The organism is Methylobacterium crusticola, assembly GCF_003574465.1.
Taxonomy (GTDB): Bacteria; Pseudomonadota; Alphaproteobacteria; order Rhizobiales; family Beijerinckiaceae; genus Methylobacterium; species Methylobacterium crusticola.
The window spans coordinates 59,198-79,373 of the sequence record NZ_KZ984610.1; the positions used below are offsets into that span (position 1 = coordinate 59,198).

The window sequence follows — 20,176 nt, forward strand, 5'->3', positions numbered from 1 at the left end:
TTCTGTTCTATGGCGCTCCTCGTTCCGGAACGAACGGGAGGCGCTTGCGTGACAGCGACGAGAGAGCGTGGGGTGCGCGGCGTCGCCCGCTGGCGCCTGGCCCGGGGCGCGACGATCCTGCCCGACGAGCGCCCGCCCTACGGCCAGGTGCTCGTCCTCGGCCTCCAGCACGTCGTGGCGATGTTCGGCTCGACCGCCCTCGCGCCGGTGCTGATGGGGTTCGATCCGAACCTGGCGATCTTCTTCTCCGGCATCGCGACCCTGCTGTTCTTCGCGGTGGTCGGCGGCCGGGTGCCGAGCTACCTCGGCTCGAGCTTCGCCTTCATCGCGGTCGTGATCGCGGCCACGGGCTACGGCGGCAGCGGCCCGAACCCGAACCCCGCGGTGGCGCTCGGCGGCATCGTGGCGGCCGGGGTGGTCTACGCGCTCGCGGGCGCCGCGGTCCTGGTGGCGGGCGACGCCTGGATCGGCCGGCTGATGCCCCCCGCGGTGACCGGCGCCATCGTGGGCGCCATCGCGCTCAACCTCGCGCCCGTCGCCGTGCGGAGCCTCTCCGGCTCCGGCCTCGACGCCGGCATCGGCCTCTTCACCGTCCTGGCGGTAGGGCTCGCCGCGACCGCGCTCCCCGGCGCGGCCCGCCGCGTGCCCCTGCTCATCGGCGCCCTGGCCGCCACCCTGGCCTACCTCGCGTTGGCGAATGGGCTCGGCCTCGCGCGGCCGGTCGACTTCGCGCGCGTGGCCGAGGCGCCCTGGTTCGGGTGGCCCCGCTTCGTGTCGCCGGTCTTCGAGCCCGGCGCGATCGGGCTCATCGCCCCGGTCGCGGTCGTGCTCGTGGCCGAGAACCTCGGGCACGTCAAAGCCATCGGGGCGATGACCGGGCGCAACCTCGACCCCTATCTCGGCCGGGCCTTCATCGGCGACGGGCTCGCCACCATGCTGTCGGGCGCCTTCGGGGGGACCGGCGTGACGACCTACGCCGAGAACATGGGCGTGATGGCGGTGACGCGGGTCTACTCGACCCTGGTCTTCGCCGCGGCCGGCGTGATCGCGATCCTGTTCGGGTTGTCGCCGAAGTTCGGCGCCGCGATCCTGATCATCCCGGGACCGGTGATCGGCGGCTTGTCCGTGGTGGTGTTCGGGCTGATCGCGGCGGCGGCCGGGCGGATCTTCGTCGACAACCGGGTCGACTTCGCGCGCACCCGGGTCCAGCTGACCGTGGGCACGGCCCTGGTGCTCGGGGCCGGAGACTTCACGCTGAACTTCGGGTCGTTCCGGCTCGGCGGGATCGGGACCGCCACGATCGGGGCGATCCTGCTCTACCACCTGCTGCGGGACGACCCCGACGCGGCCGCCCCCGGGAGCGCCCGCCCCTGAGGCGAGCCGGCGCCGTGCCGGGAGGAGGGGGTAGCGCGCCGTGGGACGCCGGACCCGGCCCGCCCGCGGCGAGACTTCGCGCGTGCCCGCGGCGGGTTTTCGGCCGCGGCGGGCCCGGCGCCTACGGGCGGTCCGGCCGCCGGCGCGCCCGCACCGGGACGAGGACGGGGGCCGAGGCCGGCGCGCCGGCGAGGCCGAGGCAGCCGGCGATCCCGACGATCGTCACACCGACCAGCACCGCTGCCGGAGACGCGGCGGATGCCGCCAGAACGCCCGCCACCGTCGCGAGCGTGACGAGACCGGCACGCAGGGCAAGGGAACGGTTCATCGTAAGCCTCCATCCAGACACCGGAGCAACGTGCAGTGCGAAACTCGGGTTCCGCCCTCGGGATTCCGCCCGGGGACCAAGGGGTTCGCCCCCAGGCCCGCCGTCCGGCCCCGACCAGGAGATGGTGTGCCGGAGCGGTTTGCGCACCTGCGACAAAGCGGAACCGCAGGTCAGGCTTGACGTTGACTGCTCACGATCGGCCGAGGGCCGATGACGCGCTCATCGAGGGGTCACGCCATGCTGGGTTGGGCTGTTACTTTTCTCGTCGTGGCCCTGGTGGCCGCGCTGTTCGGATTCGGCGGGATCGCCGGCACGGCGGTCGAGGCCGCCAAGCTCATCTTCTTCGTCGCCGTCGTCCTGTTCGCCATCTCGGCGGTCGTCGGCCTGATGCGGGGACGCTCGCCGACCCTCTAGGGCGGCGTCCGGCGCGTCCGGACGGGGTCAGGCGTTCCCGCGAGGACGTATGCCGACAGGTGGGTGCCGCTCCTCTTGCGGGGGGCGGCATCACTCTTATCTGAGTGCGGGAATCAGGAGGTTTTCGGGGACGTCTCGGAAGGTTTATCGGCCGCGCGCTCGAGGTTGGCCAGGAGATCGATGAAGCGGTCCGGGATCGGCTGCTGCATCAGGTCGTCGTACATCGCGCGTAAGTGGGAGCCGATGCGGCCCTGCACGTTCCGGTCGAGGGCCGGCTGGTCGGGCTCGCTCGCGGGCGGCTGGTCCTGGGGCGCTCGTGGTCCTGGCATCCCCTTGGAGTCGATCATGCAATTCCCCTTCGCCCGTCCTGGACTTCCGGACATGGCGATGCGATGGCGCCCGTTGTGCCGGGTCGCGCGCTTGCGCCGACAACGCGCCTCGGCCGGGTCGGTTCCACCCGCCGGAACGAACCCTGGCGCGGAACGTTAAGCCCGGGGCTCTCGCGCGATAACGACAACACGACACCACCAAGGGGACCTGAATGTCGACAGCACAACTCGTCGTGCAACACCTGCCCTACCTGCGCCGCTACGCGCGCGCCCTGACGGGCAGCCAGGTCGCCGGCGACGCCTACGTGGCGGCGACGCTCGAGACGCTCGTGAACGAGCCCGAGACCCTCGGCCGCAGCACCAACGTCAAGGCCGACCTGTTTCGCGTCTTCACCCGGATCTGGAACTCGCTCTCGGTCAACGGGCAGACCGAGCAGACCCAGCACGACCTCCCCGCCGAAGTGCGCCTCGGGCAGATCACGCCCCTGCCCCGGCAGGCCTTCCTGCTCTCCTGCCTCGAGGGGTTCTCGGAGGAGGATGCCGCCACGATCCTCGGCGTCGACGTCTCGGAGGTGCGCGACCTCGTGGACGAGGCCGGCCGCGAGCTCGCCGCCGACATGGCGACCGAGATCCTGATCATCGAGGACGAGCCCCTGATCGCCATGGACCTCGAGGCGCTGGTGGAGGGCCTCGGCCACAACGTCACCGGCGTCGCCCGCACCCGCACCGAGGCCATCAAGCTCGCCTCGACCAAGCGCCCCGGCCTGATCCTGGCCGACATCCAGCTCGCCGACGGCTCGTCGGGCCTCGACGCCGTCAACGACCTCCTGAAGACCTTCGAGGTGCCGGTGATCTTCATCACCGCCTATCCGGAGCGCTTCCTCACGGGCGAGCGGCCGGAGCCGGCCTTCCTGATCGCCAAGCCCTTCCAGCCCGCCAACGTCTCGGCGGTGATCAGCCAGGCCCTGTTCTTCCAGCAGAGCGCCCGCCGGCGCGAGGCCAAGGCGCCTGCCTGAAGGGCACCGGCCCGACGGCCGCCTCACGATCCACGCCGATCATAAAAGAACGGGCCGGATTCGCATCCGGCCCGTTTTTTAGTTTCCGGCCAATGCACAAGGGGAATGCGGGGAGGACCAGGTGGCCGGGTTGCGGGATCAACGCGCGCGAGGCCGGAACGGTTCCGCGGCATCAGTTTCGGATTGCGTGTTGCGCCTCTGCACCACTCGGGCGCCCGGCGCGCGCTTAACGGGCGGTTAACGCCTTCCCTCGCCTTGTCGCCTTAAACTGTGCCGTTCAGGAACGAAGGCGCGGAACTACTTGCCGACCAGGCGCGTTGACGCAGCGAGTTCAAGCTTCGCCGCGAGGGCCACGCGTATGCTCCGCCCCCACATGTTCTTCGGGATCACAGTGCCGGCGGCTTTCCTTGCCCTGATCGGGCAGCCGCTGGTTGAGCACTCCGTCGAGGCGATCGCGCGTCCGGCCGGGCTGGAGCAGAAGGCGGTGAAGGGCGACCGCCTGGCCCTGGCACCCGCGGTCCGGCGGGCCCAGGCACCGGTCGCCGTCGAGATCACCGGCCTCAATGCCGCCAAGGTCACCCTGCGCAACGCGGCGGGCGACGTCGTCTACCAGGCCGACGCGATCCGCAACACCACCCTGATCGCCCGGGACACCGCCCTGCCCCACATCACCCTGCGGGAGCGCGAGGGCACGCCGGTGGCGCAGCGCACGCCGCCGACGCCCCCCTCGAACGAGGTCGGGTCGCGCACCGTGATGCCGGAGGGCTGCGAGGGCTCGGTCAGCCGCCTGGCCGGGCAGGAGGCCCGCCGCCTGCTGCCGAGCCGGTGCCTCGCCGACGCCGGGCCCCTGGCCGCGCCCGCCACCTGGCAGGTCGCGGAGCTCTGAGAAAGCGTCCGTTCCGCCACCCCGACCGACACGCCCCCCACGAGAGACCACGATCATGCTGGGCTACCGCGAGCACGAGACTCCGACCCCGCCTGCGCCGATGCCCGACCGCGTCCACCGGGAGGTGGACAGCGCGTCCGAGAGCGAGCGCCTCGCCACCCTGCTCGCCGGGCTCGTGGCGATGCGACCGGCCGACGACGTGATCTGCGCCGCCATGGCGAAACGAAACCTCATCGCGACCCGGAGCCGGCTCGTCTCCTGACCGCTTCGGCCGACATGACGTAGACACCCCGGGGTGCGGTCCTGACGGCCGCCCCCCGGGGTGTCCGCGCGCGTGGCCAAGGGGGTTCCGACCGGGCCTCGCGTCGCGTCGCTGCCGGGGCTCCGGGAGGGGCCCGCCCCGAGGGCGCGGCAGGGTGGTGCCGGCCGACTGGGGTGAGACCGGGATCCCATCACGACGAAAAGGGCGCCCGGAGCGCCCTTTTCGTCGTGATGACCGCCTCGGCGGACCTGGCTCGTCTGACGACCGCCCCGGCGCGCCGGGCAGCGCGTGACCCGGGCCGAGGCGGCCCGGGCACGGCTGCGGCGCCTGCCGCACGCCTCATTCCTCGTTCGCGCGGCCCGTGCCGGAGGCCTGACCGCCCTTGCGGCCCGCCGACGAGGCGAGCTCGCGGTCCTGGGAGAAGGAGCGCTTCTCGGCCGGCACGCTGCGGCCGCCCTTGCTGGCGATCTCGCGCTGCCGCTCCAGGTCCATGGATGCGAAGCCGCGCTTCGAAGTCGAATTCCCGGTTGCCATCTTTGCCTCCTTGGCCGCTGTTCTCAGTCCGAACAACCTTCAGCGGAAATGATGGTTCCTGCCACGCATCCGCCCGGCTCATTTGGAGGAGCGCCACGTCGGCCCGAGTTGAGGCCGGCGGGACCCGGGATGTTCCCGTCCCGGAACCTTCGCGAACGTGGTGGCGTTCGGCCCCCGACGCCGCCGAGGGAAGCGAGTTCGGGGAGCGGGTTCCGCGGGCCTCGCGCTCCGGCGGACGGCGGACCACGACGCGAACCTGGCCGGGAGCCGCACCGATGACGAACCGAAACATGGTCAAACCGGAGGCGGCGGCCGATCCCCGCGGCGCCCCGGCTCCGAACTGCGACGCTCTGCCGCCGATGCCGGCGGAGGAGGGCAGCCCCCACCCCGTCACGAGCGAGGAGCCCGGCGACTCGCCCCAGCCGAACCCGCAATTCGGCGGGCCGCCGCGCGGCGGCCTGACCACGCGCAAGGACTGATCCCGACCCGTCGAGGCCGGCGGCGGTCCCCGCGCGCCGCCCGCCCGCGCGAGAGTTCCCAAGGACCGCCCCGCCGCACTACAGAGACGGACGGGACACAGGGTATCGCGCGATGGACGGGGCAGGATCGGCGGAGCGGAGCGGTGGCGTGCCGGTCGGGCTCAGGCGCCGCGCGCTCGCCCGTGTCGCCAGCAACGACACGGAGGCCGGCGACGCCGCGGGCGGCCTCGACCGCAGCCTGTTCCGGTACATCTGGCGCCACTCCAAGCGCGACCAGATCCTGATCTGCAGCGTCGTGCTGGCGTCCCTGCCGCTCTACTTCGCCTCCCTCGACCTGCCGCGCCGCATCGTCAACGAGGCGATCCAGGGTCACGCCTTCGAGCACGGCCGCCCCACCGCCAAGTTCCTGGTGCTGCGCCTGCAGATGCCCGACTGGTTCGGCGGCGAGCGCGCGCTGTTCGACGGCTTCGACGTCGACCGCTTCGAGCTGCTGTTCGGCCTGTCGTCGATGTTCCTGCTCCTGGTGCTGATCAACGGCGCCTTCAAGTACTGGATCAACGTGGCCAAGGGGGCGCTCGGCGAGCGCATGCTGCGGCGCCTGCGCTTCCAGCTGTTCTCGCTGATCCTGCGCTTCTCGCCGGAATCGATCCGGCAGACGAAGGCGTCGGAGCTCGCCACCATCATCCGCGACGAGGTCGAGCCCGTCGGCGGCTTCATCGGCGACGCGTTCATCCTGCCGGCCTTCCTGGGCACGCAGGCCGCCACCGCGATGACGTTCATCCTGATCCAGAACGTCTGGCTCGGCCTCCTGGCGGCGGGCGTGGTGGGAGTGCAGTTCGTGGTGATCCCGCGCCTGCGCCGCGAGCTCCTGCGGCTCGGGCGCCAGCGCCAGCTCGCCTCGCGGCGCCTCGCCGGGCGGGTCGGCGAGGTCGTGGACGGCATCGAGGCCGTGCACGCCACCGGCGGCGAGACCTGGGAGCGGGCCGAGATCGGCCAGCGCCTGTTCGGGCTCTTCGACCTGCGCCTGCGCATCTACCGGCGCAAGTTCATGGTCAAGTTCCTGAACAACCTGCTCGCCCAGATGACGCCGTTCCTGTTCTACTGCATCGGCGGCTACTTCGCCCTGAAGGGGCAGCTCAGCATCGGCCAGCTCGTGGCGGTGATCGCCGCCTACCGCGACCTGCCGCCGCCCTTGAAGGAGCTGATCGACTGGGACCAGCAGCGCCTCGACGTGCAGGTCAAGTACGAGCAGGTGCTCCAGCAGTTCCTGCCCGAGCGGCTCATCGGCCCCGACGAGCCCGGCCTCGACGCCCCCCTGTGCGGGCCGCTCTCCGTCGAGGCGCTCGCCCTGCGCGAGACCCACGGCCCGGTCCTCGAAGGCACCTCGCTCGAGGTCGTGCTGCCGGCGCGCCTCGCCGTCGTGAGCGACGGCGGGCCGGCGGCGAGCGCCTTCGTGCGCATCCTCGCGGGCCGGGTCAGGCCGTCGGGCGGGCGGGTCCGGATCGACGACCACGACGTCTCGGAGTGGAGCAGCGCGGCGCTCACCCGGCGCATCGCCTACGCGAGCCTCGAGCCGGTGCTGTTCCCGGGCTCGTTGCGCGACAACGTCCTGTACGGCCTCACCCGGCCGCCGGCCGGCCGCGACGACCAGGCCACGACCAGCGACGCCGAGGAGGCCCGCCGCGTCGCCGAGGCGCACCGCACCGGCAACCCGGTCGATCCCTTCCACGCCGACTGGATCGACTACGACCGGGCTGGCGTCGCCGACGCCGAGGCGCTCGACGCCCTGGTGATCGACTGGCTCGACCAGATCGGCATGGGCGACGAGGTCTACCGCTTCGGCCTGCTCGGCCGGGTCGATCCCGACCGCCACCCCGACCTCGCCGCGCGCCTGATCGAGGCCCGCGCCAAGCTGCGCGAGCGCCTCGCCGCGGAGGGCCGCGCGCACCTCGTCGAGCCGTTCGATCCCGCGCGCTACAACCGGCAGGCCACGGTGGCCGAGAACCTCCTGTTCGGCGTCCCGACCATCCCGGCCCTGACCGGGCGGGCCCTCGCCGAGCACCCGGTGGTGCGCCTGGTGCTCGACCGGGCCGACCTCACGGCCGCCCTCGTCACCATGGGCGAGCGCATCGCCGAGACCATGCTGGAGATCTTCCGCGGCCTGCCGCCCGGGCACCCGCTGTTCGAGCAGTTCTCCTTCCTGGCGGCCGACGAGCTGCCGGAATACGAGGCCATCCTGGCCCGCCGCACCGCCACCGAGGCCTCCATCGCCCGCCACAGCGGCTCGTGGCTGAACCGCGCGCGCCGGCGCTGGATCGGGCTCGGCCGCTACGGCCGCGCCGACGAGACCCGGCTCATCGCCCTGCCCCTCGCCTACATCGAGCCGCGCCACCGCCTCGGCCTCATCGACGACGATTTCCGCGAGCGCGCCGTCACGGCGCGCGCCCAGCTGCACGCGGCGCTCGACGCGGCCGAGGAGGGGGGCGTCGACTTCTACGACCCCGATCAGGTCTGCGCCGCCGCGCCGCTGCGCGACAACCTGCTGTTCGGGCGCATCAACCAGTCGGTGGCCGACGCCGTCGGGGCGGTGACGGCCACCGGCACCGCCCTCGTGGAGGAGCTCCACCTCGTGCCGGCCATCATGCGGGTCGGCCTCGACCACCAGGTCGGGCCCGCCGGGCGCTTCCTCTCCGGCGGCCAGCGCGCGGCCGTGAGCCTGGTGCGGGCCCTGGTGCGGCGCCCGGACCTCCTCGTGCTCGACGGGGCGCTGACGCCCCTCGGCGAGAACCGGGCCCGCACCGTGCTGACGCTGCTGCTGGAGCGGTTCGGGCAGCAGAACAGCCTCGTGGTGGTGCTGCCGAACGACCGGCTCGCCCCCAGGTTCGACGACGTGCTGCGCGCCTCGGGCACGCGGATCGAGCCCGGGCCCGGGATGGGGACGGGAGAGACGCCGCCGGGGGCTGGCGCCGCGCCCGCGGCTGCGGCAGTCTCGGCACCCGCCGAGGAGGACGCGGAGGGCGCGTCGGCGACCGCCGATCGGGGTGTGAGGCATGACGCTTGAGACCGAGGTGCAGTCGCTGCGCCAAGTCCCGATGTTCCGCGAGGTCGACTCGGCCCGCCTGAAGCTGCTCGCCTTCACGAGCGAGCGGGTGCACTTCTCGGCCGACCAGAGGTTCTTCGACCGGGGCGACGCCGCCGACGCCGCCTACCTGATCCTGGAGGGGCAGGCGGCCGTCACCCTGGAGGGCGCGCAGGGGCCGATCCGGCTCGCCGTGCTCGGGGCCAACGCGCTCGTCGGCGAGATGGGCATCCTGGCCGACCAGCCGCGCTCCGCCACCGTCACGGCGGTGGTGCCGACCACGGCCCTGCGCATCGACCGGCGGGTCTTCCTCGAGCTGCTGAGCCAGTTCCCGCAGATCGCCATCGCGGTGATGCGCGAGCTGGCCCACCGGCTGGAGCTCACCAACCAGCAGCTCGCCCAGGTGCAGGCCCGCTAGCGCGCCCGGGCGCGCTAGCGGGAACGGGTGCGCCGGAGGGCGCGGCCGGCGACACGTCGCTCGACAAGATGAGGGGAAACGCCATGGATCTCGGCGCCGGGCTGAAGCACCGCCACGTTCTCGTCACCGGGGCCTCCGGCGGGCTCGGCGAGCACTTCGCGCGGCTCTGCGCCGCCTGCGGCGCCGCCGTGACGGTGGCGGCGCGGCGCAAGGAGCGGCTCGACAGCCTCGTGGCGGACCTCTCCGCGGCGGGCTCGCCCCGGGCGCGGGCCGTCGCCCTCGACGTCGCCGACCCGGCGTCCGTCGAGGCCGCCTTCGCGGCCCTCGACGCGCTGCCCGACGTCGTCGTGAACAACGCCGGCATCGCCGAGGGCGGCGCGGCCATCGACCTTCCCCTCGACCGCTTCGACCGGGTCATCTACACGAACCTGCGCGGCGTCTGGGCGATGTCGACGCAGGCCGCCCGCGCCTGGCGCGACGCGGGCCGGGGCGGCGTCATCGTCAACGTCGCGTCGATCCTCGGCCTGCGCGTCGCCGGCGGCGTCGGGCCCTACACGATCTCCAAGGCGGCCGTGGTGCAGATGACGCAGGCGCTCGGCCTCGAATGGGCGCGCTACGGCATCCGGGTCAACGCCCTCGCGCCCGGCTACATCGGCACCGACATCAACCGCGGCTTCTTCGAGACCGAGCCCGGCCGCGCCATGCTCAAGCGCATCCCGATGCGGCGCCTCGGCCGGCCCGAGGACCTCGACGGGGCCTTCCTGCTCCTGGCCGGGGACGCCTCCGGCTGGATGACCGGGGCCACCATCCCGGTCGACGGGGGCCACCTCGTCTCGAGCCTCTGACGGACGGCGCCCCGCCCTTCAGTTGGTCAGTCGCACCTGCGAGAAGGTGGTGAAGATCCTCTGCATCGCCTCGCCGAAGGACCGGCTCTTCGAGGCGTTGATGTAGAGGCCGGCGCTGGCGCAGGCGGTGAGCTGCCCCGGGATGTCGTCGGCCCGCGTGCCCGGGCCGCCGATCTGGCTCGGCTGGCCGAGCGTGGCGTTGTAGCCCCAGTCCGAGGGCAGCGGCAGGTAGGGCGTGTGGAGCACGCCGACCGAGACCCCCTGCTTCGTGGTCGGGTTCACGGCCTTGAGGGTGGCGCAGTAGGACGGGTCGAACGGCGCGACCCACCAGCGCATCCAGGATTGCCGCGTCCAGGACCGGCCCGGATCGGCCGCGCCGTCGGTCGCGATGATCACCAGCTTCCTGGGCGCCGTCACGCCGTCGCCGCCGGCGCCGACCAGCGGGATGAACTGGTTCATGGTCTGGCCCCACAGCGTCGCGCCGTCGGTCTCCCCCGACGCGCTCGGCGTCTGCGGCAGGTTGGTGCGCACCTGCGCGAGGTTGCTGGTCATCTCCAGCACCCGGGTCAGGTTCGTGCTGAAGGCGTAGATCGAGACCCGCACGCGCTTGGAGGTCGCCGCCTGGGCTTGGAGCCAGGTCACGAAGTCGGTGATGCCCTTGTTCACCTCCTGCAACCTGAGCGTGATGCCGTTGGCCTTCGCCCATTGGTAGCTGTCCAGGCTCGTCCCCTTCACGGGACTGCCGTCGTGACACGCGAAGGCGCATCCGAGATTCGCGTTCAAGGCGTCGATGTCGGCCTTCGTCGCCCCGATCGCCATCGAGCCCGAGACGTCGATCAGGAGGTAGATGTCGACGAAAGGGGAGAGATCGAGGCTCGCGCTCGCGCGCCCGCTGATCGGCACCTGCGGGATGCTGGCGAGGCCGAGGAGCGTGGTCTTCGTCGCGGCCTGGAAGCTGCCCACGACCCCGACGGCGCGCCCGTTGATCGTCACCTCGAGCTGGAGCCGGGGCGAGGCCGCGGAGAGCGGAAAGGCGTTGAACATCTTCGTGCCGGCGTCGAGGCCGGCCTGCCTCGCCTGGACGTCGCTCGCGCCCCGGGCGTCGGCCGCCTTCACGGCCTGCGCGGCGGCCAGGACCGCCGCGTCGAGGGCGGCGCTGAGCGTGCTGTGGTCGTTGCGCGAGCGCCCGAAATCGACCGCCGTGCCGATGAGCCCCAGGATCACGCTCGCCGTGAGTGCAAACAGCACGCCGACGCCGCCGCCCACATGGGCCGGCCACCCGCGCCCCGCCCCCGCGAGCCGCCGCAAGGTCACCCGTAATCGTAGCCTGGTCATCGTCCGCGTCACCCGTTGCGTGCCGCCAGGGTGACGCAGAGTCATGTGAGATGCGTAAACGCGAACGGCGACGGACGCGGCTTCCCGGCCGGTCGATCCGGGCGACGACCGTCCGGCCGGAAGCCGCGAGGGCTCGCGGGCGGGCCTTCAGGGCGTCGGGTAGGTGATGAACTCCATCAGGGACCCGTCCGGATCCCGGAAATACACGCTGACGCCCTCGCCCACGGCGCCCTGGCGGGTCACGGGGCCGAGCTCGACCGGCACGCCGTGGCGCTCGAGATGCGCCATCGCCTCCTCGATCGGGCCGGGCCAGCGGAAGCAGAGGTCGCTGCCGCCCGGCATCACCGGCAGGCCGGCGCGGGGCTCGCCGATCTGGCCGGGCCCGTGGCAGTTCAGCTGCACGCCGCCGAACCGGTACGCGTAGCCCCGGCCGACCGGGACGGGCTCGGCCCCGAGCACGTCGCGGTAGAAGGCGGTGGAGCGCTCCCAGTCGGAGACGTGGATGACGCAGTGGTCGAGGTGGATCGCCGGGCGCAGGTCCGCGCCCGGCCCCTCGGCCGCGAGGTCTGGGAGGGTCTCGGTCTCGGGCATCGGCTGAACCCTCCCGGCGCCGGCGCGCCCGCATCGCCACTGGTGATAGAGCCGTTTGCGACGAAGCGGAAACCGCTTCGTCGCGGAATCCGCGACCCGGCGGGGGCTCCGGCCCGGCCGGGGCAGCGGCCTCTCAGCCCGCGACGTCGTGCTCGATCGCCCCGAAGAGCGAGTGCCCGGCCGCGTCCTTCGCCTCGATGCGGATCCGGTCGCCCGCCGTCAGGTAGGGGGTCTTGGCCCAGCCGGTGCGCAGCACCTCGGCGGCGCGAGCCTCGGCGAGGCAGGCGTAGCCGACGCCGCCCTCCGCGGCCGGGCGGCCGGGGCCGCCGTCGATGCCCCGGTTCGAGACCGGCCCGGCGCTCACCAGGGTCCCGGCCCCGAGGGGGTGGTGGCGGGCGGCCCGCGCCACGAGGTCGACGAGGCCGTGGCCGAGATCCGAGCCGGCCTCGGGGCAGCCGAGCTTCTGGCCGTTGCGCGTGACGAGGAGGGGGCGCTGCATCATCCCGTCGCGCCAGGAGGGCGCGAGCTCGTCCGGCGTCACCGCCACCGGCGCGAAGCTCGCCGCCAGGCCCGGCGCCAGGGCGCCGGCGAGGTCGAGGCCGTCCGCGGGCAGGCGGTCGCGGCGGATCACCTCGGCCACGAGGGTCACGAGGCAGACGGCGCGCTCCGCCTCGGCGGCGTCGGCGCCCTGCCCGACGTCGCGGGTGATCGCCGCGAGGCCGGCCGCGAGGTCGAGCGAGGCCGCCGGGTCGGCCGCCGGGATCGGGTCGCGCGGCCCCAGGAACCCGTCCGAGACGGCGTGGCGCAGGGGTCCCGGGTCGGAGGTGGCCGGCGCCTCCGCGCCCTCGGCCTGCCGCAGCAGCGCCCGGTGGCCCGGCCAGGCCGACGCGTGCAGCCGGGCGTAGGCCCGCGGCAGGGGCGCCGCGCAGGCGTGCTCGTGGAAGCGGAACGACGGCACGGAGCCGATCTCGAGCTGCTCGGCGAGGAGCGCGAGGGCGGGGGCGTAGCGCGGCCAGTCGTCGAGGGCCTGCTGCAGGGTGGGGACGACGATGAAGGCGTCGGTGGCGCGGGTCAGGTCGCGCGAGACCACGACGAGGCGGCCGTCGCGGCCGTGCTTGAGGCTGGCGAGCTTCATGGCGTCACTCCCTGGCCCGCCTCGGCGAGGTCGCGGGCTCGTTCCTGGCCCGCATCATGGACCGCCCCGGGCGCGGACGCCACGGCCGGGGCGGCGCCCCGCCTCAGATCGTGCCGTGGACGAGGCCGTGGATGAAGCCGAGCTTGGCGATGACCGGCGGCGCCAGCACGAAGGGGTAGAGGTCGCCCTGGCCCATGGCCCGGTTGACGCTGTTCAGGGCGAACACGAAGGGCAGCCAGGCGTTGACGATCTGCTGGATGTCCGCCGCCTCGTAGGGGTCGAAGTCGATCCGGGCCGCGAGCTCGCCGCCCGCGTCGAGGAGCGGGTTGACCTGCATGCCGAAGGCGCTCGCCATCTCGAGGGTGTCGACGATGTGCAGGTAGTGCGCCCAGGTCTCGGCGAAGTCCTCCCAGGGATGCGTCGTCGCGTAGGCCGAGACGTAGCTCTCCTGCCAGTTCGGCGGCGTTCCCTCGGCGTAGTGCCGCTTCAGGGCCTCCTCGTAGTTCAGCGAGTCGTCACCGAACATCGCCCGGCAGGCGTCGAGCCGGCCGGCGTCGCGCACCAGGATGTCCCAGTAATGGTGCCCGACCTCGTGCCGGAAATGCCCGAGCAGGGTGCGGTAGGGCTCGCCCATGGCCCGGCGGCGCGTCTCGCGCTCGGCGTCGTCGGCCTCCACGAGGGCGATCGTGACGACGCCGTTGTCGTGCCCCGTCATCACCTTCGGGCCCTCCGCCGGCGGGTCGGCCAGGAAGTTGAAGATCAGGCCGTGCTCGGGGTCCTCGGCCCGGGTCTTCCGCGGCAGGTTCCAGCGCAGCAGGGTGTAGAACAGCCGGTGCTTGGCGAACTCCATCTCGCGCCAGGCCGCCAGGTAGGCCGGGTTCGACACGTCCGGGATGATGCCGTTGTGCCGGCAGGCGAGGCAGAAGGCGTCGCCCGAGCCCGGCGGCACGAGCCAGTTGCAGGCATCGTGCACGGCATTCGCGCAGAAGCGGCTCGGCCGGTCGCGCACCGCGAGGGGCGTCCAGTCGTCACCGCCCGCGGGCTGGAGCGCCGACAGGGTGGCGGTCTCGGGCAGGTAGGCCAGCCGGTGCCCGCAGCGCTGGCAGGTGCGGTTCTCGAAGTACAGGATGTTGCCGCAGGACTGGCATTGGAAGAGCTTCATCGGGGTTCTCCACGGGGCGGCCCGCGCGATGCATCGAACGTGCAACCGACGACCCGGTTCAGCCCGCTCGCGCGATTTCCTCGCGCCGGGAGCCCGAGGGGCCGGCGGGCGGCGCGGCGGTGCCATGCGCCGGAGGCACCCGGGTGCCGCGCGCGCCGCCGGGCGCGATGCGGTATGGCTGGTGCGCGGCCCGGGCGGCCGGCGCCCGCCCCCCGGGGGGCTCGGCCCCCGGGGCCCTTGTATTTCGCGGGCGTTCTGCGACAGCGCGCGGGCGCGTCCTCGGACGCCGCCATGGTACTGACAGCGCGCGGGCGCGTCCTCGGACGCGCCCGCGGCACCCTCAAGAGGTCGGGGCGGCCGCGCCGCCCTGTCCCGCTTCCATCGGCTCGATTTCGCATCTTTCGTCGCGCCCGGCTCGCGGACCAGGCCGGCGGAGGATGCTCAGGGGACGGAGACACGCATGGCCATGAACGGTGCCGAGAGCCTGGTGCGCACGCTCGTCGCGGGCGGCGTCGAGGTGTGCTTCACCAATCCGGGCACGTCCGAGATGCACTTCGTGGCGGCCCTCGACCGCGTGGACGGGATGCGCGCCGTGCTGTGCCTGTTCGAGGGCGCCGCCACCGGCGCGGCGGACGGCTACGCCCGCATGGCCGACAAGCCGGCCTCGACCCTGCTGCATCTCGGCCCCGGGCTCGGCAACGGCATCGCCAACCTGCACAACGCTCGGCGGGCCCGCTCCCCGGTGGTCAACATCGTGGGCGAGCACGCCACCTACCACCGCGTCTTCGACGCGCCGCTGACCTCCGACATCGAGGGGCTGGCCGGGCCGGTCTCGGCCTGGGTGCGCACGGGCCTCAGCGCCGCCGCGGTGGCGGCGGACGGGGCCGCCGCCGTGACGGCCGCCCGCACGGCGCCGGGCGGGGTCGCCACGCTGATCCTGCCGGCCGACACCGCCTGGGAGGAGGGCACCGGCATCGCGGCCGTGCCGCCGCCGCCCGAGCGGGCCCGCGCGAGCGACGAGGCCGTCACCCACGCGCTCGCGGCCCTGCGCAGCGGCGAGCCGGTGCTGCTCCACCTCGGCGACCGCGCGGTGCGCGGGGAGGGCCGGCGGATCGCCGCCCGCATCGCCCAGGCGACGGGGGCGAAGCTCCTCGCCATGACGTCGAACGCCCGCATCGACCGGGGCGCCGGCACGGTGCCGATCGACCGGCTGCCCTACCCGGTCGACCCGGCGCGGGCCGCCCTCGAGACCTACCGCCACATCATCCTGGTCGGGGCGACGCTGCCGGTGGCGTTCTTCGCCTATCCGGGCAAGCCGAGCGCGCTCGCCCCCGCGACCTGCGACGTCTTCGCCCTCGCGACCCCCGAGCAGGACCAGATCGACGCCCTCGAGCGCCTGGCCGCGGCCGTCGGCGCCCCCGCCGAGCCGTCGCTGCCGGCGGGCCCCCGGCCGGAGCTGCCGGGCGGGGATCTCCTCGACCAGGACACGGTCGGGCGCGTGCTCGGCGCGATGATCCCCGAGGGCGCCATCATCTGCGACGAATCGGTCACCACGGGGCGCAACTTCTTCGCCTCGACGCACGCGAGCGCCCCCCACACCTGGCTCCAGCTCACCGGCGGCTCGATCGGGCTCGGCATCCCGATGGCGACCGGGGCGGCGGTGGCCTGCCCGGACCGCAAGGTGATCTCGCTCCAGGCCGACGGCAGCGCCCTCTACACCGCGCAGGCGCTCTGGACCCAGGCCCGCGAGCGCCTCGACGTCGTGACGCTGATCTGGTCGAACCGCTCCTACGCGATCCTGAAGCTCGAGCTCGCCAACGTGGGCGCCAATCCGGGCCGCAAGGCCCTGGACATGCTCACCCTCGACGACCCGCCGGTCGACTGGGTCAGCCTCGCCCGCGGCTACGGCGTCGAGGGCCGGCGGGTCGAGCGGCTGCCGGACCTCGTCGACGTGCTGCGGGGGGCCCTGAAGCGGCGCGGGCCGTTCCTCATCGAGGTGGCGCTCTGAGGGCGCGTCGCTTCGCGACGCCTTGAGACCTCAAAGACACACATGCCCGCCCCCCGAGGGGCTAGACTCCGCCCATCAGGCCGCCGGACGCGCCCGGCGGGCTCGACGTCGGCGCTCGCCGCAGGTCCGGACGCAGCAGGAGGCGAGGCCGGATCCCGGACGCCCCCTCGCGCAGGTTCGAGGCCCGCGGCGCGACCATGAGGATTCTTCGGGGTGTCCCAGATGCTGCCGCGCCGCCTGCTCCTCGCCCTCCTCGCCGGAGCCCCCCTCGCGGCCTGCAACGCCCGCGGGCCGGCCGGCCTCGCCGCCGTGGATCCGGACGCCGCGTGGTACATCGGCACGATGCCGGACCAGCCCTTCGACGTGCCCCTCGTCGACCGCAGCCGGATGGACCCGAAGTACCGGCGCCAGACCGTCGCCTACACGGGGCTCGAGCGGCCGGGCACGATCGTGGTCGATATCGACGCGCGCCACCTCTACCTCGTGGAGGAGGGCGGGCAGGCCGTGCGCTACGGCGTCGGGGTCGGGAAGCTCGGCTTCTCGTGGAAAGGCACCGCCACGGTGGGCCGCAAGGGCGTGTGGCCGGATTGGGGGCCGACCACCAAGATGGTGAGCCTCAACCCCGACCTGCCGCGCTCCCGCAAGGGCGGCGTCGACAATCCCCTCGGCGCGCGCGCGCTCTACCTCTACCAGGGCGGCCGCGACATCCTGTTCCGCATCCACGGCACCAACGAGCCCTGGAGCATCGGCGAGCAGATGTCCTCGGGCTGCGTGCGCATGCTCAACGAGGACGTGGTCGACCTCTACAACCGGGTGCCCGTGGGCACGACCGTGCTGGTGAAGCGCCACGGCAAGTACCGGGTGTGAGGCCGGGCCCGGGCTCCCGGCCCGGGCCCGGCCGCAGCGCTCACGAGAACGTCTTGCGCGGGTCGAAGGCGTCGCGGACGGCCTCGCCGGCGAAGATCAGCAGGCTCAGCGTCACGGCGATCACCGCGAAGCCCGTGAGCCCGAGCCAGGGCGCCTGGAGGTTGGCCTTGCCCTGCGCCAGCATCTCGCCGAGGGAGGGCGAGCCGGGCGGCAAGCCGAAGCCCAGGAAGTCGAGGGAGGTCAGGGTCGTGATCGAGCCGTTCAGCACGAACGGCAGGAACGTCAGGGTCGCCACCATGGCGTTCGGCAGCAGGTGCCTGAACATGATGCGGGCGTTCGAGAGCCCGAGCGCCCGGGCGGCGCGCACGTACTCGAAGTTGCGGGCCCGCAGGAACTCCGCCCGCACCACGCCGACGAGCGCGACCCAGGAGAACAGCAGCAGGATGCCGAGCAGCACGAAGAAGCTCGGCGTGATGATCGACGAGATGATGATCAGGAGGTAGAGCGAGGGGATCGCCGTCCAGATCTCGATCACCCGCTGGAACACGAGGTCGACCCAGCCGCCGAAATACCCCTGCACGGCGCCCGCGAGCACGCCCACCACCGACGAGATGCAGGCGAGCGTCAGCCCGAACAGCACCGAGAGGCGGAACCCGTAGAGGAGGCGCGCGACGACGTCGCGGCCCTGGTCGTCGGTGCCGAGCCAGTTCCACTCGATGTCGCGGCAGGTGGTGCCGCCGACCTTCTCGGCGGCCACCCGGCACTGCGCGTCGGTGAGGCGCCAGGTCGGGGGCGCGGGCGCCGGCACGGGCAGGTCGAGGTTGTGGGTGTCGTAGGAGAACCGGATCGGCGGCCAGACGGCCCAGCCGGACTCGCGCAGCTCCCGGCCGATCATCGGATCACGGTAATCCGTCCGCGCCAGGAAGCCGCCGAACTTCTCCTCCGGGTAGTCGACGAGGACCGGGAACAGGATCTCGCCCTTGTAGGAGGCGACGATCGGCCGGTCGTTGGCGATGAACTCGGCGAACAGGCTGAGGACGAAGAGCAGGCAGAATATCAGGAACGACGCGTAGCCGCGCCGGTTCGCCTTGAAGTTGGCGAGCCGGCGCCGGTTGAGCGGCGAGAGGCCGCGCACGCCGGGCCCGGGCGGGGGCGGCGAGGGGCCGCCCGGGTCGGTCCCGGGCGGCGGCAGGACGGCGGGCCCCGCCGGGGTGAGCGGGAGCGGTGCGGGCGGGCGCGGGCGCTCGTTCATGCCGCGCCCCCCGCGGTCAGTCGAGGCGGGTTGCCGTGCCGTCGATCACGCTCGGCCGCACGCCGCCGGTGCGCTCCAGGTGGCGGCGCAGCAGGCGGACGTTGCGGCGGTTGGCCTTGAAGGCGGCGTCGAACAGGTCGCCGACCAGCGGGACCGCACCCACCACGCCGTCGAGGGCGACGTTCGCCACCATGCGGGCGATCACCCGCCGCGGCACGCCGAGGCGCCGGGCCTCCCAGACGATGTAGGAGGAGATCGCCGTGGTCACGACGTCGCCGACGACCGGGATCAGGCCGACGATGGCGTCGAGGCCGACCCGGCGGTTGGTGCCCGGCAGCACGAAGGCGGTGTCGAGGATGTGCGCCAGGAGCTCCAGGCGCGCCAGCACCTGCTCGGTCGAGGTTGCCTCGGGCCGGGCGTGGGCACCGAAGCGGGCGTCCCGCCCGAAGGGCGGCAGGCGGCCGGCCGTCTGAAACGTGTCCATCCCGGGGCTCCGGAGCGTGTGCGTGCTGCTCATGTCCCGGCATGTGGCCCCGGCGGGCCGGTCCGACAAGGAGGCCCGCCATCAGGCCGCCAGCCCGCTCAGGCGCGCCAGGGCCGCGTCGAGGGTGTCGTCGCGCTTGGCAAAGCAGAACCGCACGACGTGGCGCACCGGCCGGTGGGCGTAGAAGGCGCTCACCGGGATCGCCGCGACCCCGTGGCGCCGCACCAGCCGGTCGCAGAACGCCACGTCGTCGTGCTCGCCCAAGGGGGCGATGTCGATGTTGAGGAAGTAGGTGCCGGCGGAGGGGAGCACGCTGAAGCCGAGCCGGGCGAGCCCGGAGGCGAAGCGGTCGCGGGCGCGGGCGAAGTCCGCCCGCATGCCCTCGAAGTAGGCGTCGTCCTTGGCCAGCCCGTAGGCGACGGCGGCCTGGAGGTTCGGCGGCGTCGTGAAGGTGAGGAACTGGTGCGCCTTGGCGAGCCCCCGCATCAGCCCGGGCGCCGCAAGCACGAAGCCGACCTTCCAGCCGGTGAGGGAGAAGATCTTGCCGGCCGAGCCGACCTTGACGGTGCGCTCGCGCATGCCCGGCAGCGCCATCAGGGGCCGGTGGCGATGCCCGTCGAACACGACGTGCTCCCAGACCTCGTCGCACAGCGCCACCACGTCGAAGCGGCGGCAGAACTCCGCCAGCAGGGCGAGGTCCGCCTCGGGGAAGACCGTGGCGGTCGGGTTGAGGGGGTTGTTGAGGAGCACCACCCGGGTGCGCGGCGTGAAGGCGGCCGCGAGGGCGGCCTCGGTCAGCCGGAAATGCGGGGGCGTCAGGGTGACGAAGCGCGGCACGCCGCCCGCCCGCCGCACCAGCGGCAGGTAGGCGTCGTACATCGGCTCGAACAGCACGACCTCGTCGCCGGGCTCGATCAGCGCCATCAGGGCGCCGGCGAGCGCCTCGGTGGCGCCCGACGTGATCATCACCTCGCTCGCCGGATCGACCTCCAGCCCCTGCCAGCGGGCGTAGTGGGCGGCCACGGCCTGGCGCAGCTCGGGCAGGCCCATCATCGGCGGGTACTGGTTCCAGCCGCTCACCACCGCCTCGGCCGCCCTGGCCCGCACGTCGGCCGGCCCGGGATCGTCCGGAAAACCCTGGCCGAGGTTCACGGCGCCGGTGTCGCGGGCGAGGGCGGACATCACCTCGAAGACGGTGGTCGGCAGGTCGGCGAAGATCGGGTTCATCGGCGGTCGGCGTGGTCCCTCGTCGCCCGGGCCGCGCCGGCAAGGCGGCGCCGGCAGGGCAGCGCCCGGGGCGACCTCGCTAGCACGTCGGGGACGGGCGCGAAACCGCGCGCGCCGCCGCGACGGCGGGCGCCCGGCCGCCGCGGCCCCG

21 protein-coding genes are annotated in these 20,176 nt (G+C 73.4%); 11 read left to right on the forward strand and 10 right to left on the reverse strand.

Translation table 11 applies throughout. From position 1 onward, the window contains the following. The first annotated feature begins 48 nt into the window (after positions 1–48). Positions 49–1,374 (forward strand): solute carrier family 23 protein, encoded by a 1,326-nt coding sequence (locus tag DT057_RS00290; protein ID WP_407068079.1) that lies wholly within the window; start codon positions 49–51, stop codon positions 1,372–1,374. A 121-nt stretch (positions 1,375–1,495) separates the two neighbouring features. Here the strand turns inward: DT057_RS00290 and DT057_RS00295 are convergent, their stop codons facing one another. After that, complete coding sequence (locus DT057_RS00295; protein WP_128560129.1) at positions 1,496–1,702, reverse strand: hypothetical protein; 207 nt, start codon at positions 1,700–1,702, stop codon at positions 1,496–1,498. A 237-nt stretch (positions 1,703–1,939) separates the two neighbouring features. Here DT057_RS00295 and DT057_RS00300 point away from each other — a divergent pair, with 237 nt between their 5' ends. Continuing rightward, positions 1,940–2,116, forward strand: a complete 177-nt coding sequence (locus tag DT057_RS00300) for a DUF1328 domain-containing protein (protein ID WP_048429091.1) — start codon at positions 1,940–1,942, stop codon at positions 2,114–2,116. A 113-nt stretch (positions 2,117–2,229) separates the two neighbouring features. Here the strand turns inward: DT057_RS00300 and DT057_RS00305 are convergent, their stop codons facing one another. Further along, positions 2,230–2,463, reverse strand: a complete 234-nt coding sequence (locus DT057_RS00305; RefSeq protein ID WP_128560130.1) for a NepR family anti-sigma factor — start codon at positions 2,461–2,463, stop codon at positions 2,230–2,232. 194 nt (positions 2,464–2,657) lie between these two features. Here DT057_RS00305 and DT057_RS00310 point away from each other — a divergent pair, with 194 nt between their 5' ends. From DT057_RS00310 to DT057_RS00320, 3 genes are all read left to right on the forward strand, one after another. Next, positions 2,658–3,461: a response regulator gene (locus DT057_RS00310; protein ID WP_128560131.1), complete on the forward strand. Its 804-nt coding sequence runs from the start codon at positions 2,658–2,660 to the stop codon at positions 3,459–3,461. A 358-nt stretch (positions 3,462–3,819) separates the two neighbouring features. Beyond that, entirely contained in the window at positions 3,820–4,347 is a 528-nt protein-coding gene (locus tag DT057_RS00315; RefSeq protein ID WP_128560132.1) for a hypothetical protein, read from the forward strand. 55 nt (positions 4,348–4,402) lie between these two features. Further along, positions 4,403–4,609 carry a hypothetical protein gene (locus tag DT057_RS00320; protein ID WP_128560133.1) on the forward strand — a complete coding sequence of 69 codons (207 nt, stop codon included), beginning with the start codon at positions 4,403–4,405 and terminating at the stop codon, positions 4,607–4,609. A 339-nt stretch (positions 4,610–4,948) separates the two neighbouring features. On the opposite strand, the gene DT057_RS00325 is transcribed toward DT057_RS00320, so the two are convergent. Continuing rightward, positions 4,949–5,143 (reverse strand): con-10 family general stress protein, encoded by a 195-nt coding sequence (locus tag DT057_RS00325; protein WP_128560134.1) that lies wholly within the window; start codon positions 5,141–5,143, stop codon positions 4,949–4,951. A 275-nt stretch (positions 5,144–5,418) separates the two neighbouring features. On the opposite strand from DT057_RS00325, the gene DT057_RS00330 reads away from it, so the two are divergent. From DT057_RS00330 to DT057_RS00345, 4 genes are all read left to right on the forward strand, one after another. Next, entirely contained in the window at positions 5,419–5,622 is a 204-nt protein-coding gene (locus DT057_RS00330) for a hypothetical protein (RefSeq protein ID WP_128560135.1), read from the forward strand. Between the two features lie 148 nt (positions 5,623–5,770). Then, complete coding sequence (locus DT057_RS00335) at positions 5,771–8,683, forward strand: ABC transporter transmembrane domain-containing protein (RefSeq protein WP_238313061.1); 2,913 nt, start codon at positions 5,771–5,773, stop codon at positions 8,681–8,683. After that, on the forward strand, positions 8,673–9,119 hold the full coding sequence (locus DT057_RS00340; protein WP_128560137.1) for a Crp/Fnr family transcriptional regulator: 447 nt from the start codon (positions 8,673–8,675) through the stop codon (positions 9,117–9,119). The genes DT057_RS00335 and DT057_RS00340 overlap by 11 nt, the downstream gene beginning before the upstream one ends. An 83-nt stretch (positions 9,120–9,202) precedes the next feature. Next, complete coding sequence (locus tag DT057_RS00345; protein ID WP_128560138.1) at positions 9,203–9,964, forward strand: SDR family NAD(P)-dependent oxidoreductase; 762 nt, start codon at positions 9,203–9,205, stop codon at positions 9,962–9,964. 18 nt (positions 9,965–9,982) lie between these two features. Here DT057_RS00345 and DT057_RS00350 read toward each other — a convergent pair whose 3' ends face one another. The 4 genes from DT057_RS00350 to DT057_RS00365 form a co-directional block, all read right to left on the reverse strand. Beyond that, positions 9,983–11,212, reverse strand: a complete 1,230-nt coding sequence (locus DT057_RS00350; protein ID WP_162501279.1) for a pilus assembly protein TadG-related protein — start codon at positions 11,210–11,212, stop codon at positions 9,983–9,985. Positions 11,213–11,446: 234 nt separating this feature from the next. Next, entirely contained in the window at positions 11,447–11,890 is a 444-nt protein-coding gene (locus DT057_RS00355) for a VOC family protein (RefSeq protein WP_128560140.1), read from the reverse strand. 133 nt (positions 11,891–12,023) lie between these two features. Next, a complete protein-coding gene (locus DT057_RS00360) occupies positions 12,024–13,025 on the reverse strand; it encodes a fumarylacetoacetate hydrolase family protein (RefSeq protein WP_128560141.1) in 1,002 nt (333 codons plus the stop codon). A gap of 103 nt (positions 13,026–13,128) precedes the next feature. After that, positions 13,129–14,187, reverse strand: a complete 1,059-nt coding sequence (locus tag DT057_RS00365; RefSeq protein ID WP_128560142.1) for a zinc-binding metallopeptidase family protein — start codon at positions 14,185–14,187, stop codon at positions 13,129–13,131. Positions 14,188–14,647: 460 nt separating this feature from the next. On the opposite strand from DT057_RS00365, the gene DT057_RS00370 reads away from it, so the two are divergent. Both DT057_RS00370 and DT057_RS00375 read left to right on the forward strand, forming a co-directional pair. After that, positions 14,648–16,195 carry an acetolactate synthase large subunit gene (locus tag DT057_RS00370; protein WP_128560143.1) on the forward strand — a complete coding sequence of 516 codons (1,548 nt, stop codon included), beginning with the start codon at positions 14,648–14,650 and terminating at the stop codon, positions 16,193–16,195. Between the two features lie 222 nt (positions 16,196–16,417). Then, positions 16,418–17,062: a L,D-transpeptidase gene (locus DT057_RS00375; RefSeq protein ID WP_128560150.1), complete on the forward strand. Its 645-nt coding sequence runs from the start codon at positions 16,418–16,420 to the stop codon at positions 17,060–17,062. A 40-nt stretch (positions 17,063–17,102) separates the two neighbouring features. Here DT057_RS00375 and DT057_RS00380 read toward each other — a convergent pair whose 3' ends face one another. From DT057_RS00380 to DT057_RS00390, 3 genes are all read right to left on the reverse strand, one after another. Next, positions 17,103–18,314, reverse strand: a complete 1,212-nt coding sequence (locus DT057_RS00380; protein WP_128560144.1) for an ABC transporter permease — start codon at positions 18,312–18,314, stop codon at positions 17,103–17,105. Between the two features lie 16 nt (positions 18,315–18,330). Continuing rightward, positions 18,331–18,798, reverse strand: a complete 468-nt coding sequence (locus DT057_RS00385) for a DUF4112 domain-containing protein (protein ID WP_128560145.1) — start codon at positions 18,796–18,798, stop codon at positions 18,331–18,333. A gap of 81 nt (positions 18,799–18,879) precedes the next feature. Then, a complete protein-coding gene (locus tag DT057_RS00390; RefSeq protein WP_128560146.1) occupies positions 18,880–20,025 on the reverse strand; it encodes an aminotransferase in 1,146 nt (381 codons plus the stop codon). Positions 20,026–20,176 lie beyond the last annotated feature (151 nt).

What these genes read in the sequence shown, in the direction of transcription:
- DT057_RS00295 (WP_128560129.1), bottom strand. Translation starts at nt 1,702, where the DNA reads ATGAACCGTTCCCTTGCCCTGCGTGCCGGTCTCGTCACGCTCGCGACG.
- DT057_RS00300 (WP_048429091.1), top strand. Translation starts at nt 1,940, where the DNA reads ATGCTGGGTTGGGCTGTTACTTTTCTCGTCGTGGCCCTGGTGGCCGCG.
- DT057_RS00305 (WP_128560130.1), bottom strand. Translation starts at nt 2,463, where the DNA reads ATGATCGACTCCAAGGGGATGCCAGGACCACGAGCGCCCCAGGACCAG.
- DT057_RS00310 (WP_128560131.1), top strand. Translation starts at nt 2,658, where the DNA reads ATGTCGACAGCACAACTCGTCGTGCAACACCTGCCCTACCTGCGCCGC.
- DT057_RS00315 (WP_128560132.1), top strand. Translation starts at nt 3,820, where the DNA reads ATGCTCCGCCCCCACATGTTCTTCGGGATCACAGTGCCGGCGGCTTTC.
- DT057_RS00320 (WP_128560133.1), top strand. Translation starts at nt 4,403, where the DNA reads ATGCTGGGCTACCGCGAGCACGAGACTCCGACCCCGCCTGCGCCGATG.
- DT057_RS00325 (WP_128560134.1), bottom strand. Translation starts at nt 5,143, where the DNA reads ATGGCAACCGGGAATTCGACTTCGAAGCGCGGCTTCGCATCCATGGAC.
- DT057_RS00330 (WP_128560135.1), top strand. Translation starts at nt 5,419, where the DNA reads ATGACGAACCGAAACATGGTCAAACCGGAGGCGGCGGCCGATCCCCGC.
- DT057_RS00340 (WP_128560137.1), top strand. Translation starts at nt 8,673, where the DNA reads ATGACGCTTGAGACCGAGGTGCAGTCGCTGCGCCAAGTCCCGATGTTC.
- DT057_RS00345 (WP_128560138.1), top strand. Translation starts at nt 9,203, where the DNA reads ATGGATCTCGGCGCCGGGCTGAAGCACCGCCACGTTCTCGTCACCGGG.
- DT057_RS00355 (WP_128560140.1), bottom strand. Translation starts at nt 11,890, where the DNA reads ATGCCCGAGACCGAGACCCTCCCAGACCTCGCGGCCGAGGGGCCGGGC.
- DT057_RS00360 (WP_128560141.1), bottom strand. Translation starts at nt 13,025, where the DNA reads ATGAAGCTCGCCAGCCTCAAGCACGGCCGCGACGGCCGCCTCGTCGTG.
- DT057_RS00365 (WP_128560142.1), bottom strand. Translation starts at nt 14,187, where the DNA reads ATGAAGCTCTTCCAATGCCAGTCCTGCGGCAACATCCTGTACTTCGAG.
- DT057_RS00370 (WP_128560143.1), top strand. Translation starts at nt 14,648, where the DNA reads ATGGCCATGAACGGTGCCGAGAGCCTGGTGCGCACGCTCGTCGCGGGC.
- DT057_RS00375 (WP_128560150.1), top strand. Translation starts at nt 16,418, where the DNA reads ATGCTGCCGCGCCGCCTGCTCCTCGCCCTCCTCGCCGGAGCCCCCCTC.
- DT057_RS00380 (WP_128560144.1), bottom strand. Translation starts at nt 18,314, where the DNA reads ATGAACGAGCGCCCGCGCCCGCCCGCACCGCTCCCGCTCACCCCGGCG.
- DT057_RS00385 (WP_128560145.1), bottom strand. Translation starts at nt 18,798, where the DNA reads ATGGACACGTTTCAGACGGCCGGCCGCCTGCCGCCCTTCGGGCGGGAC.
- DT057_RS00390 (WP_128560146.1), bottom strand. Translation starts at nt 20,025, where the DNA reads ATGAACCCGATCTTCGCCGACCTGCCGACCACCGTCTTCGAGGTGATG.